The following is a 16,478-nucleotide window of genomic DNA, read 5'->3' as shown; positions in this document are numbered from 1 at the left end:
TCACCCTCTTCTTTCCACAGTTCCGCGAGACTCAACACAGTGTTGCCACCACACCACCACTTTGATCCCTTTTCTCCGCGCGCAATGTCTCACCCACCCAAACCTTCAACTCGCCATTGGGCAACGGCACCATCAGCGTTTCATCGTCCATCAGAACCGGATCACCTTCGGGCACATCCCCCGCCCTGTGCGGACGCAATACCGCAATAAATGCCGCCTCTTCCTGCGGTTTCACCGTTTCTGCCGTCACGTGATACTCTCTGAGTTGAACGCGCTCCCTCGGCGGTGGATCAAACTGATCTGTCTGACTGATTTTCAAATTTTCTGGATGCAGCAGAGACACCACACAACCTGCATCACCAGTCGTGATTTTTAGCGTCTGTCCCTCGATATCCATTTCCGTTTCAGCGTGTAAATAATACTGAAATATCGAAGCCTCTGGTGCCACCACTGTATCGCAAATCACCACAGCATCGGGCTTTGCGAACAAAATCTGTCGCGTAAATTTTTTCAGCATTCCCCCGTACGCCGGGGCGGCTTCGCCAGCCACATAATCAAATACATCCGACGTTTGAAAATCCAGAATTTCACCCATAGCCGCAGCCTGGTTACGCAACTGACTCTCGCCATTTACCCCAATGCAATTGGTTGATTTTGTATGGTGCATCCAGTTCTTGTGGTGGTCGCTGCCGTGAATATCGCGCTGTCCCGTGTGAATCAACAAACGCTCGCCAAAAGCAAATAGCGAAAACGAATTTTGCGCGTCAAAACCGTGACTCTGCGACCCCAATGGACTGCTTTTAAAAATGGCCGACACATTGTTTTTTCCATCCGTCAAATCCGAATTCATCGCCACCAACCCCGTGCCGCGAAAACATTTTGAAGAAGGCAAATCCACCGGTGCTTTTGCGCACACTTCTGGCAACGCACCCCGCACAAAATCGATATAGAGCGACCGCCCGGCACCCACGGCATCCAACCGGCGCGCGCTCGTCTCCTCTTTCACTTTCTCCGGGTGCATATCCACATACCACTTCCAGTATGGATTGCGCGCCTGAGCCGCCAGCGTGCGCATCAAATCGCAATTCTGATCCGATGTTCTCGTCGTCGTCAAATCTCCCACGCCGCCACCCCGCGTACCCGGAGGCTGAAAATACATCGGAAAATCGCCAGCGCGTGCAAAATACGGTTTGCAATACGCATCAATCCCCATTGCCGCCTGCATGATATCCGCCCACCACGTAAAGCGCTGAACATAACTCTCCCAGTATTGCAATCCCTGGTGCCAGCCGCCATCTTCATCGCACCACGCGGGATACACGGCCCCAAACACATTCATCGCGAACCACACCCACTCCTCCGCCTCGGGAATCTCATCCAAAAACGTCACGCCAATCTCACCCAAAAAATGCCAGGCACGACCGGCATGGCTGCCATAAGGATGCCACAAATAGCGCATCTCAGTCGCCAGATGGTCGTACATTTCCTGCCCCTGCACCTTCATCACCGCCCGGCATATATCGCGATCTTCTTCGCTCAACAAATCGTTCACAAACGTATAAGTGCGGCAAAAATAGTAATTATAAGGCATACCCGCTTCGTCATTATACCGATAGCCTGTCGCCCCCAGGGGATCCCATTTGGCACACGCCAGCAGCAACTCTTTCGCCTTCTCACCGTAGTGATCCTGCCCACCCAAAAGCCGCGTAAAAGCCAGCGTCGCCGCGCTGTTTAACACGCGAATCGTGTACATCCGATTTCCCCACCAGATCTCCCGCCATTCCTCGCTCAGAACAACAGTCCCTTCGGGATACAGGGGCGGTTCTTTGGTAGATGGCATATCGGCCAGAATATCTTCGCATGTTGCGACCAGATCGTCGTAAATCGGTTTCAGATCTCCCCGTGCCCGTGTGCGCAAGCTATCCAAATCCTCTGGACGCACAAACAAGCGCGGATGGCTCTTTGGGATGCGCCCAATCAATTCACTGCATTTGGGCAAGGGCAATGCTTTTGCATTCTGGTCAATCACAAAAGCGCGCCCCGAACTCCAATCCGACACCTTTCCTCCCCTATCGACAAATCGGAACCGCCAGTACCACTGCCCCGACTCAAACACCTCCGCTGGGCGGTGAACCGTATATGTCACGCCCTTAGCCTCGTATGCGACCTTTGAAAAATCCGCGCCCCGCGCACACTGAATATCATAGCTCGCAGCATTCTCCTGCGGGCGCCACACAAATGCCGGTGGCGTCTCCTCTGTCGTCACATTTTCTGGTCTAAATCCCCATTCCCCCGGCTGTGCGGGCCTTTCGTCAATTATCAATGCCATTTTTTCTCCTTTATCGGACGATCCGGCGGAAGGGTTCCGAGTGCAGATCGCAAATGAGCAGATCGTCGATAGAATCATTTTCAAGCCCCTGCTTTACGACGCGCAAAGAGGCTTCAACCGCATCAGCAGTAATACGCACATCCTCTTCGGTATGTGCAAGCGTAGGACCAAAGCCCATGTAACAATGCACACCCCGGCGAGCCATCTCCTGAATAAAAAGCGTCTGAACCTTGCCGCGCAATGCCTCATCGGGCAAATCAAGCACCAGATTAGGCGTTGCGGGAAACCCCTTGCACGATCCCGAAAGACCAGCAGATGAGACCGCTTCGTCAATTGCCCCGGCTACTTTTTGGCCCATTTCCGCCAGATGTGTCTCGCTATCTCGCCTTTTGAGTTCTCGGATGGTGGTCAACGACGCAATAGGCCCGATATTATCGCTCCAATACGAACTGGAAATAAACATCGCTTTGGCGGGTTCCATCGCCTCTCGAGATCCAACAACAGCCCCCATCGGATAACCATTGGACATGCCTTTGGCAATCACCGTGATATCTGGCGTAACACCCAAATATTTCTGCATACCGCCAATAGACTCGCGCCAACCGCAGGAGACTTCGTCGAAGATGAGCAAAGCGCCGTGCCTGCGGGCAAGCTCTTTGACCCCTTCGAGATACCCCTCTTCGGGCCACTCAGACCGAGCTGGCTCCATCATAACAGCGGCAACCTCGCCCTGATATTCGTTCAACAAACGCCCGAGCATATCGAGATCGCCATGGGTAAATGGAACCGCCGTTCCCGCCAGCGCACGCGGCACGCCAATTGGTTCAATACCGGCAAAGGGATATTCGCCACTCTCGGGATCGACGAGATAATTTGCCGATTGATACCAATCGTGCCACCCGTGATAACCGCAAAAAAGAATGACATCTCGATTGGTCGTACCCCGAGCAATGCGCGCAGCCACCGCACAGGCTTCCCCTCCCCCCTTTGTATAGCGCACCATTTCAGCACTCGGTATGGTATTGATCAACTCATCTGCCAGCTCAATTTCGAGCGCACTATTCATGGAATGCAGGCTACCCAGATCTATCTGTTGTTTTACAGCACCATCGACAACGGGATCTGCATAGCCCAAAATAATAGCTCCCAAAGCGCGAATCCAATCGATATACTCGTTGCCGTCAACATCGACAAATCGCGCGCCTTTTGATCGCGCGACATAGAGAGGACTAACCCCATTTGCAACCCGGTCAGCCCTTCGGCTGATGAGCTGTGTCCAACCGGGAATGCGTTCTCCCGCTTTCTTATACAGCTCTAACGATTTTGTGACATCATGTGACATAGCCTATTCCCGCCAATTAAAAATGACACCCAGCATAGATTTTTCACGCGCATAGGCCATTTCATAAGCCTGAACCATTTCCGTATAATGCAAACGGTGCGTAATAAGACGGCTGGGCTGAAGTTTCTTTTCTGCCATAAGAGAAAGAACGTGATCGCAATGACCCAAATGACCCGATGCATCGGCATGCGGATATAATTGGGCATCTTCGCCATGCACGGCAATCAGAGATATCCCCTTGGCGTAAAACCATTCCATTGCCAGAGGGTTAAAATCAAGCGGCGGTTCGCCTCGCCCCATAAGACTGACGATAGAGACCCGACCATTTGGCCGCACAATTTCAACAGATGTTTTGAAAGCCGGCCATGGATTCGCCGTAAGAATAACCAGATCAATGCCTCTTCCATTTGTAAAAGCGTCGAGTTTCTCTTCGAGGTCTGGATCATCTGATAAATAAGCCGCGTGAGCACCCATTCGCATTGCCATATCTAACCTGATGGAACTATTTCCAAGTCCAACGACGCGGGCACCAAACAGAGGACCTAAAGCGACTGCCCCCAGGCCGAGAACACCCAGACCAACAACGGCGACATTTTCGCCGGGTCTAAATAATGCTTTGTGATAACAATGTGCGCTGAGCGCATAGAGGTGTGCATACACAGCATCTTCATCATCGGCATCAGGGGGTATTTTGAAGATGTCACCAAACTGGCTTATGATGTATTCAGATTGGTGAGGCTGAGTCGCCACAACGCGATCGCCAACCTCAAAACGCGTGACCTCCGTACCAATCCCGCGAACAATACCCAGATTGCTATCGCCAACGAATCGCGGATAGTCCGGCGCACCTGGTACGCGATCTGCGCCTTCAAAATTACCCCGATCTGTTCCAATTTTAAACGCGCTGATCTGCGTTTCAACCCAGACATCATCAGCACCAAGCGCGCTTGTATCAAGCGGGTGCTCTTCAATGCGAAGGTCCCGCGGACCGTGGAGTATGGCTTTTTTCATAAGTTTTCACCTTTTTCGATAGTTGTATCATTCAGGCGCATCTCCATATACATTAAACCCCATCCGATCCTCACCGCGCACCAGATGAAGGTGATACCTTTTGTAACACCGCACAATCGGAATGGTAATGCGTATCGCCAATCCCAGGCGTCGGCAATCAGACGTATTGGCCGCTGAGTAGTGGAGCATGCGCTCGGTAAAGAGAAAGAATTGTCCGGCTTTCATTTTCATCTTCACAACGCGATCCGGGTCAACGCCAATGTGATCGGGGTCGCCCTGTTGGCGAAAAGCCTGTTCGGGTGTTGCTTTAATGTGCGGAATCATTCTTCGGTGCGACCCCGGCATGAGTTGAACGCAACTGTTGGTGACATCTGTATCGTCAATGGCTAACCAGGCGGAGACATTGATACCCGGTTCTATTTCGGTGGACCAGAAATTCATATCCTGATGCCAGGGAATTTCTTTGGCACCGGGGGGTTTGTTAAAAAAGTTGGATTGCCAGAGCACGATATCCGGACCGAGGATGCCTTCTATCCGATCCATAATTGTCGGATGTGTACACAGATCGTAGATCGTTCGACTATCGAGATGCCGCGATTTTTTCCGATTGACGTAAAACGGGCCTTCGGCTTCAAAAATTTCACGCTCAACAACAGGCCGAATACGATCCATTTCTTCTGGCGAATGCATCGTATATGGCCCGAGATACCCCTCGTCGTGAAAGAACCGCACATCTTCTGGTGTTAATCGATAGGACATTTTTTCTCTCCCTTAAACAAAAGTGACCTCTCCCTTAAACTGGCTCATATACAAATTGTAATAAAATCCCTCGGCCTCTAACAACGCCCGATGCGAACCGCGTTCAATAATCTGCCCATCGTCAATAACCAGAATCTCATCCACATTGCGAATCGTGCTCAACCGATGGGCAATAATAAAGCTCGTTCGCCCCTCCATCAGCCTTAAAAGCGCCTGTTGAATCCGCATCTCCGTTCGCGTATCCACGCTGGACGTCGCCTCATCTAAAATGAGAATCGACGGATCGGCCAACGCGGCTCTCGCAATGGCCAGCATCTGCCGCTGTCCCTGGCTCAAATTGCCGCCGCGTTCCGAAAGCACCGTATCATAGCCCTGGGGCAGACGGTGAATAAAGGGATCCGCATTGGCCAATTTAGCCGCGTCAACCACCTCCTCATCCGAAGCATCTAACCTTCCATAAAGGATATTTTCCCGCACAGTATCAGACAGCAAAAAAGTATCCTGCAACACAATACCCAGTTGCCGCCGCAACGCTTCCCGTTTCACCTGCCGAATATCATGGCCGTCGATATAGATCGCCCCACTATCGATATCGTAAAACCGGGTCAGCAAATTCACAATGGTCGTCTTCCCCGCTCCCGTCGGTCCTACCAGCGCAATCTTCTCTCCCGGCCTGGCGTGCAAACTCACCTCTTTGAGCACCGGCACATCTTTTTCATAACCAAAACACACCCGATCAAAAACCACATCGCCCCGAACCTGATCTAACGCGGCCGCATCTGGCATATCGGGCGCTTCGGGAAACTCGTCAATAGTCTCAAAAACCCGCTCTGCCCCGGCCAGTGCCGACTGTATCGAATTGTACAAATTGGCAACCTGCCCCAAAGGCCGTCCAAACTGCCGCACATAGCTGATAAAAGCGGCAATCACACCGATTGTCACATCGCCCTGAACCGCCATATAGCCCCCCGCAAAAGCCACAATCACCAGACCCATATTATTCACAAAAAAGGTCAGAGGCGGCATCAGCGTCCCGAAAAACTGCGCGCGCGTACCGGCATACTTCAACCTGTTATTGAACTTTTCAAACGCCTCAATCGAAGCCTGTTCGCGTCCATAAGCTTTCACCACCTGCTCTGCCGCAATCGTCTCCTCAATCATCCCATTGAGCGCACCCAGTGCCGCCTGCTGCTCGCGAAACCCCCGGCGCGCCCGTTTGGCGACCTGCCCTGTCAAAGACGCCATCAGCGGAAAGGTGAGCAAACTAATCAACGCCAGAGGCCAATCCATCCAGAACATCATGGCCGACACGCCCACCAGGGTCAACACGCTATTAATCAACTGCGTCACGCTATCCGACAACACACTGCTGATATTATCCACATCATTGGTCACCCGGCTCATGATATCGCCACTGGCACGCCGGTCGAAGAACCGCAGCGGAAGCACCTGCAAGCGATCAAAAAGATCCTGTCGCAAATCCCGCACAGAGCTTTGAGATACCCGTGCCATAATAAACGTCTGAAGCCAGGATGTCAGTGCCATCGCCACATACACCCCCGCCAACAACAGGGTAATTTGAAAAAGGCCCGGCAAGTCGCTATAGGCGATATACTCATCAATCGCGCGCGCCATCAAATACGGACCTGCCACCTCCAACCCCGTTGTGATCACCACCAGCCCCACCACCCCGATCAAAGTCCCCTTGTAGCGTCTCATATACCCCAGCAAACGGCGGGTAGTTCCCCGGATATCCCGCGCCCGCTCGTCGTCACCCATCATTATCATCCGGCGACGCCCCCCCATCATCATTCCGCCTGGACCCTGCTGTTCACCGTCGCGCTGTCGATCAACTTCCGCCATATCCGTTTCCCTCTCCGAGCTGTGAATCGTAAATCTCCTGATACACCGAACTGGATTCCATTAATTCCTGGTGCGTACCCTCGGCAACCAGTACGCCATCGTCCAGCACCAGAATCTTATCTGCCTGCAATACCGTACTGATGCGCTGCGCCACCAGAAAACTCGTACACCCGACCATCTGTTCCAGCGCATCGTGAATCCCGGCCTCTGTCTCCAGATCTACCGCACTGGTACTATCGTCTAAAATCAACACCTTTGGACGGGAGATCAACGCCCGGGCTATCGCTATCCGCTGCCTCTGTCCTCCCGATAGATTCACGCCGCGCTGCCCCAATAGCGTCTCGTACTTATCTGGAAACTGGACAATAAAATCGTGTGCCATAGCTGCCCGGGCAGCGGCCTCAACCTCTTCATCGGTCGCATCGGGACGCCCGTACCGGATATTGTACCGAATCGTACCCGAAAAAAGCACCGATTCCTGGAGTGCCATCCCAATCTGCTGTCGCAGCGTCCCCTGATCCACATCGCGCACATCCATCCCATCCACCATCACCCGCCCTGCATCCACATCGTAAAACCGCGGAATAAGATTTACCAGCGACGACTTGCCCGCCCCAGTCGATCCCAAAATCGCCACCTTCTGACCCGGCTCCGCGACAAAACTCAGATTTCGCAATACCGGATCATCTGCCGTCTCGTTATAGCTAAATGTCACATCTTCAAACGCAACCTGTCCCTCCAACACCACATCGCGCTTTGCATCTGTCCGATCCTGTAACTCGGGCTCGCTATTCAGTACCTCGACAATGCGTTCGGCAGAAGCCTCTGCTCGGGACATCCGGATAAGCACCATACTACCAATCATCAGAGACTGCAAGAACAGCAACAGATAATTGATAAACGCAATAATCTCGCCCAGCTTCATCCCGCCCTGGGTTACAGCAATACCCCCAAACCAGATCACCCCCACAACACCCAGATTCAATAGCAGCATCATAAATGGCATCACCAGAGCCACCAGTTGCGTCACCCGAATCGTCTGTTCCATCAACCTGTTATTTGCCGTTCCAAACCGTTCGGTCTCGTGGTCAGCCCTCAAAAAAGCCTTCACCACGCGCACACCTGCCAGATTTTCCTGCGTCACCTGATTCACCCGATCCAGGCGATTCTGCACTTCGCCAAACATCGCATTGGCTTTTCGAAACACCAGAATCAAAGTCCCCAGAATCACGGGAGCCAGCCCAATAAACATCAACCCCAGGCGGGGACTGGTCACAATCGCCATCACCAGACCGCCCACCATTGCCATCGGCATACGCGACAAAATGCGCAATATCAAACGCGCCACCTCTCCCACCTGCCGCACATCGTTGGTCAGTCGCGTAATCAGATGCCCCGTTGACAGCTTATCCAGATTGCCAAACGAAAGCGACTGAATTTTGCCAAAAAGCGCACTCCGCACATCGGTCTCCACCCGCTGCGCCACCCACACGCCAAACCAGGCATTACCGATTCCAAACAAAACGCCCCCAATGGCCAGACCGAGCATCCACAACCCGGTCTCAATCACCAGATCCAGATCTCCCCTGGCAATCCCCTCATCTACAATCCGCTGCACCAACCGGGGGTGCATCAACTCCAGCATCACCTCGATCAATTTCAGCAGCGGAGCGATAGTCGCCTGCTTCCAATAGGGCCGCATATAACCCATCAACTTCAAAATATTCTGCATATCAGATCCTTAATTTTATTGAGATATTTGCTCTCCTGAGAAGTGCGCGAAGCGCAATGGTGGGGCAATTTAATTTTTTAATCTCTATATTAGCAATTCGGCTCAAAATTTCCAAGCCTCAACTCGTACGAGGCTCAGAACAAAATGATGTCAAAAATTACACTTGACAGATATATTCACTCCCCGCATATTTAAAGGCTATTATGATATTTTAGCGTTGCTCAGATAGTAAACAAATAGCTGTTAAGGGCATCTATTTGATCCCTACCGCTGGCGCTAAACTTCCAACTGCTAACTCTTATACGGCACCGCATTTAACGCAAGCTCCCGATGTGCGACCCTATCGGGGGCTTGTTGCTTGTACCCACTTTTTTATAATTAGCGCACCGGGTTTCTCGCAGCAGTAGCTCATCGGTCTTCCCTGCTCGTATTTTTACCCCACGCTGAGTCATCTCTTTAGACTAAGGAGTCTATTCCCGCATGCCTCGTAAATCTCGCTCGACTAACCCGCGCCCATCTCGCCGTGCAAAGCGCACCGCGTGCGCCGATTGCAATACATTGACAACCGTCCCTTTCCGACTAAGACCAGGCAGGCCAGTGTACTGTCGCTCTTGCTTCAAAAGCCGTCGCAACGGCCGTTCTTCCCCGACCAAAGGCCCCGTAAGCAGGTCACTTACTGCGACTAAACCCATTGCTAATATCACCGCCGTGTTTCCCAAAATGGCGTTGAAAGTCGCGACCAAGGAGGCAATTTCCAGGATGAACATATCAGAGCCTACGCCCATTCAGGCGAAATCAATCCCCCATCTCCTGGCAAGGCGAGACTTGATCGGACAGGCGCGCACGGGATCTGGAAAGACGCTGGTGTTTGCAGTACCCATGGCAGAGAGCTTGAACCCATCGGTGCGGCGGGTCCAGGCAGTTGTGCTGGTGCCTACGCGGGAGTTGGCCATTCAGGTAGCTAAAGTCACAGAGGCCCTGGCTTCATCGCAGCGGTTGCGCGTAACATTACTGTACGGCGGCCGGTCATTGAGGCCAGAGTACAAAGCCCTGAAGAGCGGGCCCCAGATCATCATTGGGACCCCGGGCCGTACGTTAGACCATCTAAGACAGGGCACGCTAGACCTGCGATCAGTGCAATTCCTGGTCCTTGATGAGGCAGATGAAATGCTGGATAAAGGTTTTGCCCAAGATGTTGAAGCGATCCTTAGCCAGACGCCCTCCAGGCGGCAGACCGCTCTCCTCTCTGCAACCATGCCCGAGTGGGTGGCGAACACAGCGAAGAAATATCTGCGCAACCCTGTAACGGTGAAAATAGACGGCGACCTTAAAGCACTGCCCACTGTGGAGCACCTGGTCTATACCATCCGGCAAAAAGATAAGATAAAGGCACTCCAAACGCAGTTGGACCAGCGGAACGGCGATCCGGTAATCGTCTTTGGCAGGACCAGACACGGCGTCAAGAGACTGGCGAGACGGCTCGACACGTTGGGCTACCCCGTAGGAGTGCTCCAGGGCGACCTCAGCCAAAGCGCACGCGAGCGTGTGATGATGGCCTTCCGTTCCGGTACCGCACCGATTTTGGTGGCAACAAACGTGGCTGCGCGAGGCCTGGACGTTGAGGGCATCGGTCAGGTCATCAACTATGACTTGCCTGAATCAGAGAAACTTTTCACTCACCGGGTCGGACGGACTGGCCGCATGGGCCGCTCGGGAAAGGCAGTAACGTTTATCACGCCAGGAGAAGAGGGGAAATGGCGTGAGATTGAGCAAGGCCTGGGCTGCCGATTTGCCCTCAAACCCTGGCGTAAAGCAGATCCACTCCTAACAAACGTACTGCCATAAATTACCTGAACAATAGCAACCTCTATTGATCTCCTCAACTTGAACCAAATTAACCTCATCGCCTTCTATAGAAAAATACGTCAAAGGTCTTTTAATAGTGCCCTTGCCTGCTCGGCGTCGCTTTCAAATACCAGCACGTCAACATGTCCTGCCGCGTACAGAGTTTGAAATCCCTCGCCCCGGGTTATACAGGGGATCTCGGCATCGTCAAGCACGGATTTGATCACCGCGAGCAAGCCGGGATTTGTCGCGGTGATAACAGTTACAAGAGGTTCTCGATAACTCATCTCAATTTTCTCATGTTATGGGTAGTCAGCACAAAATACACAACTGGAATTGATCTGTCAGACAAAAAATAATCACAAGATGTCTCGTTTTGAGTTGACAATATGCATTTGAAATGCATATTATCGACACAGAGGACCATCACAAACGCAATCCGATACGCAGACACTGACCGCAACTTGAAGCCGCGATATGCAAAATTATATCAAACGTTCGTTGGAACCCATCCTCACGAGGGCTGCTTCCGAATTTCCCGCTGTCGTATTAACCGGACCGCGCCAGTCTGGAAAGACAACGCTCCTCCAACATCTCTTTGGCAGGCGTTGCAGATATATATCTCTGGAGCCTCTGGACATTCAGGCGTCCGCCCTACAAGACCCGCGCAGTTTCCTGGAAATGTATCCGCCTCCTGTTATCTTCGATGAGGTGCAGTACGCTCCTGAGTTGCTACCCTATATCAAAGAGAGGATAGATGCGAATCGAAGCGAAAGTGGCCAATATCTATTGACAGGTTCACAGAATTTGTTGCTCGCGGAGAAGGTGACCGAATCTTTGGCAGGTCGCGCGGCAATGCTTCGCTTGTTGCCGCTTTCCAGACGGGAAATGGAGGGTCGCCCACAGCTTGCCCTTCCGTGGGAGCGCGAGCAACCGTCGTCTTTGAAATCGTCAAACGCCTTTGGCAAACTATGGCAAAGCTTTCTCCGAGGCGGGTATCCGGAACTCGCCACACAACCCAACCGCGATGCATCCCTTTGGCAGGCCAGCTATATCCAGACCTATCTCGAACGGGACGTGCGCACGCTGCGACAGGTTGGAGACCTGACCCAGTATCAAAATTTTCTCCGAATCCTGGCCAGTAGAAGTGCCCAACTCCTGAATCTAACCGATGTCGCCCGAGATCTCGGCGTGGCGGTCAACACAATCAAAGCCTGGCTCTCCGTGCTCGAAGCCACCTACCAGATAATCGTGCTACGCCCTTATTTTGTGAACGTTGGGAAACGGCTCGTCAAGACCCCAAAAGTGTATTTTACAGATGTCGGCACGCTCTGCTACCTCGCGGGCCTCAAAGACCCCGAGCATGCCGCCTCAGGTCCCATGGGAGGTGCTATCCTGGAAACAGCAGTGCTTTCCGAAATCGTCAGGACATTGACGCATCGGGGGATCGATCCACAGATCTACTTTTGGAGAACGATGGCGGGAACCGAAGTAGATTTCATAGTCGAGACCGGTGGAAAGCTCGCACCTATCGAGGTGAAGCTATCCGCTACGCCGCGCCCTGCCATGGCCGCGGCCATCAAGATATTCCAAAAAGACATGGAGAGCGCAGCGATGCCGGGATACGTCGTGCATCCCGGCGACGTACATCTTCCGCTCGGTCCCGGTGTGACGGCCTTGCCCTTCGCCGCTCTGTAGAATAAAAAAATTGGAGAAAAAAATGAGCCAACCCAATATTGTATTCATCCACACGGATCAACAACATCACCTCGCGATATCCGCCTATGGAAATCGAGACGTGTCAACACCCAACATGGACCGCCTGATCTCAGAAGGCATATCTTTCAGGCGATCCTACAGCGCCAACCCCGTCTGCTGTCCTGCACGCGCGAGTTGGTACACCGGACGCATGTCTGTTGAACACGGCGTTATCAGCAATCCGTTCCCCATCGATCCCAACCTGCCCGACCTCGGCCAGTGGTTGACCAAACACACCGATTACAACTGCGTGTATTCCGGCAAATGGCATGTCACGGGACGAGATGTGGCCAACAGCTTTGACGTGATCTACGGCAGACATCCCTACGGAGAACTGCAAGACTCTGGCTCTGCCAGAGCAGCAGCACAATATATCGCCGAACACGCAAATGACAACCGCCCCATCTTCCTATCCGTCGGTCTCCTGAACCCACACGACTGCTGTTATGTCTGCGGCGTCAACGGACCCGTGGGAAAATACGGCCTGGAGCCTCAGTTACCCGATCTGCCCGACTTGCCCGGCAACTTCGAAATCAGTCTCATGCCGCCAAACCAGAAGCACCGGGTCGGCCACTGGTCAGAAACAGACTGGCAATATTACATCTATCAGTGTTACCGAATGGTAGAAACCGTTGACGCCCAGATAGGATTGATCTACGACACATTGGAAAGCAATGGCCTCATAGAAAACACCCTCATCATCTTTACTACCGACCACGGCGAAGGCTCTGGGCATCATCAAAGAGTATTGAAAGGCTTTTTTGAAGAAGAAGCCTGGGCAGTCCCACTCGTTATTTCTCAACGCGGCAGTATCCCCAACGGACAAAACGATTCGCACTTCATATCGGGCGTGGATATCCCCGCTACAATCTGCGATTACGCCGGCGCACCTCCCCTACCTGACACCGCGTATGGAAATAGCCTGCGCTCACTCTTCGAAGGAAACAACGACATTGCATGGCGAGAAAGCGTCATAGGAGAAAATGCGAGTGCAATCGCCATTCGCGACGATCAGTACAAATCCATCCTCTACGACTCGGGACAAAACACGCTTTACGATTTGTCAAACGATCCCCTGGAAAAACACAATCTCGTATCAGAACCCGGCTTTGACGACGTCAAACACAGGCACGCCACACACCTCGCCGAATACGCAAACACCGTCACACCCTACAGCGGACCTGACAAAACGGGCGAAAGAGATCGAATAAGAGAAGAGAGAATGGAAAATCTCAAACAGGGAAATGGATGGACAGAGGAGGTGGGATCATGAACACCATACCAGCCGAACTCAACGCAATCGCCGGACAATTGCAAAACTACAATGTCCCAGAACAAACCGTTCAATTGGACTCCAATTGCAAATTGACCTACGAAATCCTGCAGTGGACAAACACACATCCCGACAGATTGACCGATGACAGACCAATAGGAACAGTGGAAATCTCGCGTTACAATACAGAGAACGGCGCAGAATACCAGATCGTTGAAAAACGCAATGGCGGCGGGCGAGAAATTTACGAAGCAACCGTCACAACAGCGCAGGATGAGCGCATTGGTGAATCAATCCAGGACTGGGAACTCGCCTGGTACCAGGCAGAAACACCGGATAAACGCCTGCTCATCAATGGCGCTGTTCGAGAAACGACCATAGAAATGAACGGCACAGCAGGCAAAAAACACCTCTCGGCAGATACCCCCATATCGTGTCAATGGATCCTCTCCTTTGCGCTCGCCAATTGCGCTACCCCCATGGACGAAACATTTACAACCATCGACGAACTTACGTACTGTAAAACAAATCAACTACTTCACGGTCCCGAACAAATCGAATCCAACGGCCAATCCCTCTTCTCTTATCGCCACACGGGACAGGGCACATTGCCCATCCACTATGTATTCGATTCACAAAAGCGCCCCGTCTTCGTCACATTTACTCTGCTGTCCTGGATCTTGCGCAATATTGAACTCATTTAATCACGGTTTTATCAAGGTTTTGATCGCAGCACCTGGCTTGGCCTGTGTCGCAAACGCTTCGGGTGCTTGATCAAGAGGAAAAGCGTGGGAAACGAGTGGTCTCCGATCAATTTTCCCGGTCCTGACGAGTTCAATCCCCCACCTGTAGTCATCGGGGGTCCAGGACCATGACCCTTGAAGCGTCACTTGCTTGCGCACCACCTGATTGAAATCGAGTTCGGGTTGATCTTCAAATAATGCGACGGGAACGAGGCGACCATTTTGTTGTTTTAGCATCGTCAACCCCTGATTCGGCGAAGCTTTCGCACCAGCAGAATCGATAACCACATCGGCATTTCCTCCCCGCGCACCGAATCTTTCCACAGGTCTCTCACCACCCGTGAGTTCAATAACAGCATCCACGGGATCTACCTCTGTCAAATTCACGATCTCATCCGCACCCAACTGGCGTGCCATAGCCAGCCGTTTCGGTGACGTATCAACAGCAATAATGCGCCCGCCCGCCGTTGCCCGAATGACTTGGATACATCCCAGACCAATAATCCCAACGCCCAGAATAACAACGGTTTCTCCCTCAATGGGTTTTGCCAGGCCCACTGCGTGTATCGACGTGGCGAGAGGCTCCATCATCGCGCCTTCTTCAAAGCTAATCGATTTGGGCAACCTGTAGGGACGATCGGGATTGACTTCCAGGGGAAGATATTCGGCAAACCCGCCCAATCCCCCACCAGAAATGTGGTCACCCACCTGAAACCGCTGCACATCTCGCCCCGTTTCCACAACCTCACCGCTAAACTCGTGCCCCATGATGAGGCCCTTCTCTATCGGACGTCCTAAAGAATCTTCAAACAGCCCGATGCGATAAGCGTGCAGATCTGATCCACAGATCCCACACGCCTTCACCCTCACCAGAATCTCATTTGCATTGATTTCCGGCTCTGGCACATCTGCCACCTGGATATCATGCGGCCCGCAATAAATAGCTGCTTTCATCGCCGTCTCCTTTGTGTATCATGGCGCAATGACTTCAAGCCTTGGAGGCTTCTGTGGACCATGGCTCCCCGGCGGCATCATCATGCGTTTTTGGTTCTCGGTCAAGTGATCGTAGTCATCTATATTGTAATAATTCGCCCATGAAATCGTATTCCCGGGGTTGTATTTAAAGAGAAATGATCTGCGTTTGTGATTGGCTGTCCAGGGCATAGTGCCGTGCACTGTCGCCTCCGTAAAAATGATCAGGTCACCCGGCTCCAATTCGGGTTGTACGACATAATGGGCGGGCCGCCTAAAATACATAACATCCTCGGGGATATCGAGTTGGAAGTTGGACTTGTGCGAGCCAGGAATACAGCAAAAACCGCCATCGCCCTTTCGCACGGGCGTGAGCGCATAGACCAATGTTGTCAAACCATTGCGCATGATGCCGTCGCGATACGTGTAAAAAAATGGGAGTAATTCCGTTTTCGATTTCATCGTACCGGCGTGCAGCGGACCTTTGGAACCGCCTTTGTCCAAAAAAATGCAATAATCCTGATCAAAGTGGATACTCGATCCCAAAAGTTCGATCAAATAAGGAACAATTTTGGGATGATCTATGAGACTCTGAACGCAGGGATCCCACAGCGTGATATTCCGGGCGAGTTTTAGCCCGTCGTCTCGATAGATTTCAAACTGGTCGCGCGCAATGCGGTCTGCAACTTCATTGCATTGATCAACCTCTTCTTGGGAGAGCACATTTCTGACGACGAGATAACCTTCGAGGTCAAACATGAATTTTTCTTCAGGGGTCATAGCTGAATCTCCTGTGTCTTGTCTTAAAATCGTCTCGTTATTCCAATATGGTATCAAATAAAAAAAATAAA

At 52.2% G+C, this 16,478-nt stretch carries 13 protein-coding genes; 4 read left to right on the top strand and 9 right to left on the bottom strand.

All coding sequences use genetic code 11. The features are described from left to right. Positions 1 to 31: 31 nt before the first annotated feature. From F4Y39_12985 to F4Y39_12960, 6 genes are read right to left on the bottom strand one after another with little or no spacing between them, the layout of a single operon-like run. Positions 32 to 2,407 carry a DUF4962 domain-containing protein gene (locus F4Y39_12985; GenBank protein MYC14637.1) on the bottom strand — a complete coding sequence of 792 codons (2,376 nt, stop codon included), beginning with the start codon at positions 2,405 to 2,407 and terminating at the stop codon, positions 32 to 34. Next, complete coding sequence (locus F4Y39_12980) at positions 2,340 to 3,671, bottom strand: aminotransferase class III-fold pyridoxal phosphate-dependent enzyme (protein ID MYC14636.1); 1,332 nt, start codon at positions 3,669 to 3,671, stop codon at positions 2,340 to 2,342. Before F4Y39_12980 ends, F4Y39_12985 begins: the two co-directional genes overlap by 68 nt. Before the next feature lie 3 nt (positions 3,672 to 3,674). Continuing rightward, positions 3,675 to 4,682, bottom strand: a complete 1,008-nt coding sequence (locus tag F4Y39_12975) for a zinc-binding dehydrogenase (protein MYC14635.1) — start codon at positions 4,680 to 4,682, stop codon at positions 3,675 to 3,677. Between the two features lie 27 nt (positions 4,683 to 4,709). After that, a complete protein-coding gene (locus tag F4Y39_12970; protein ID MYC14634.1) occupies positions 4,710 to 5,441 on the bottom strand; it encodes a hypothetical protein in 732 nt (243 codons plus the stop codon). A gap of 12 nt (positions 5,442 to 5,453) precedes the next feature. Next, entirely contained in the window at positions 5,454 to 7,304 is a 1,851-nt protein-coding gene (locus F4Y39_12965; GenBank protein MYC14633.1) for an ABC transporter ATP-binding protein, read from the bottom strand. After that, positions 7,291 to 9,036: an ABC transporter ATP-binding protein gene (locus tag F4Y39_12960; protein MYC14632.1), complete on the bottom strand. Its 1,746-nt coding sequence runs from the start codon at positions 9,034 to 9,036 to the stop codon at positions 7,291 to 7,293. Before F4Y39_12960 ends, F4Y39_12965 begins: the two co-directional genes overlap by 14 nt. Before the next feature lie 480 nt (positions 9,037 to 9,516). Here F4Y39_12960 and F4Y39_12955 point away from each other — a divergent pair, with 480 nt between their 5' ends. After that, a complete protein-coding gene (locus F4Y39_12955; protein MYC14631.1) occupies positions 9,517 to 10,881 on the top strand; it encodes a DEAD/DEAH box helicase in 1,365 nt (454 codons plus the stop codon). 80 nt (positions 10,882 to 10,961) lie between these two features. Here F4Y39_12955 and F4Y39_12950 read toward each other — a convergent pair whose 3' ends face one another. Next, positions 10,962 to 11,168: a DUF2007 domain-containing protein gene (locus F4Y39_12950; protein MYC14630.1), complete on the bottom strand. Its 207-nt coding sequence runs from the start codon at positions 11,166 to 11,168 to the stop codon at positions 10,962 to 10,964. A 190-nt stretch (positions 11,169 to 11,358) separates the two neighbouring features. On the opposite strand from F4Y39_12950, the gene F4Y39_12945 reads away from it, so the two are divergent. Genes F4Y39_12945 through F4Y39_12935 form a run of 3 tightly spaced genes read left to right on the top strand, consistent with a single transcriptional unit; the run spans position 11,359 to position 14,616 of the window. Further along, entirely contained in the window at positions 11,359 to 12,579 is a 1,221-nt protein-coding gene (locus F4Y39_12945) for an ATP-binding protein (protein ID MYC14629.1), read from the top strand. A 22-nt stretch (positions 12,580 to 12,601) separates the two neighbouring features. Further along, positions 12,602 to 13,912 carry a sulfatase-like hydrolase/transferase gene (locus tag F4Y39_12940; protein ID MYC14628.1) on the top strand — a complete coding sequence of 437 codons (1,311 nt, stop codon included), beginning with the start codon at positions 12,602 to 12,604 and terminating at the stop codon, positions 13,910 to 13,912. Next, the gene (locus F4Y39_12935) at positions 13,909 to 14,616 is read left to right on the top strand and encodes a hypothetical protein (protein MYC14627.1); all 708 of its coding nucleotides are present in this window, start codon (positions 13,909 to 13,911) and stop codon (positions 14,614 to 14,616) included. Before F4Y39_12940 ends, F4Y39_12935 begins: the two co-directional genes overlap by 4 nt. On the opposite strand, the gene F4Y39_12930 is transcribed toward F4Y39_12935, so the two are convergent. Together F4Y39_12930 and F4Y39_12925 are read right to left on the bottom strand one after the other, a co-directional pair. Beyond that, positions 14,617 to 15,609: a zinc-binding dehydrogenase gene (locus F4Y39_12930; GenBank protein MYC14626.1), complete on the bottom strand. Its 993-nt coding sequence runs from the start codon at positions 15,607 to 15,609 to the stop codon at positions 14,617 to 14,619. 18 nt (positions 15,610 to 15,627) lie between these two features. After that, positions 15,628 to 16,407 carry a phytanoyl-CoA dioxygenase family protein gene (locus tag F4Y39_12925; protein ID MYC14625.1) on the bottom strand — a complete coding sequence of 260 codons (780 nt, stop codon included), beginning with the start codon at positions 16,405 to 16,407 and terminating at the stop codon, positions 15,628 to 15,630. Between the last annotated feature and the right edge of the window lie 71 nt (positions 16,408 to 16,478).

This window comes from Gemmatimonadota bacterium (genome assembly GCA_009838845.1).
GTDB lineage: Bacteria > Latescibacterota > UBA2968 > UBA2968 > UBA2968 > VXRD01.
This window is presented reverse-complemented; position numbering and strand designations above follow the sequence as displayed.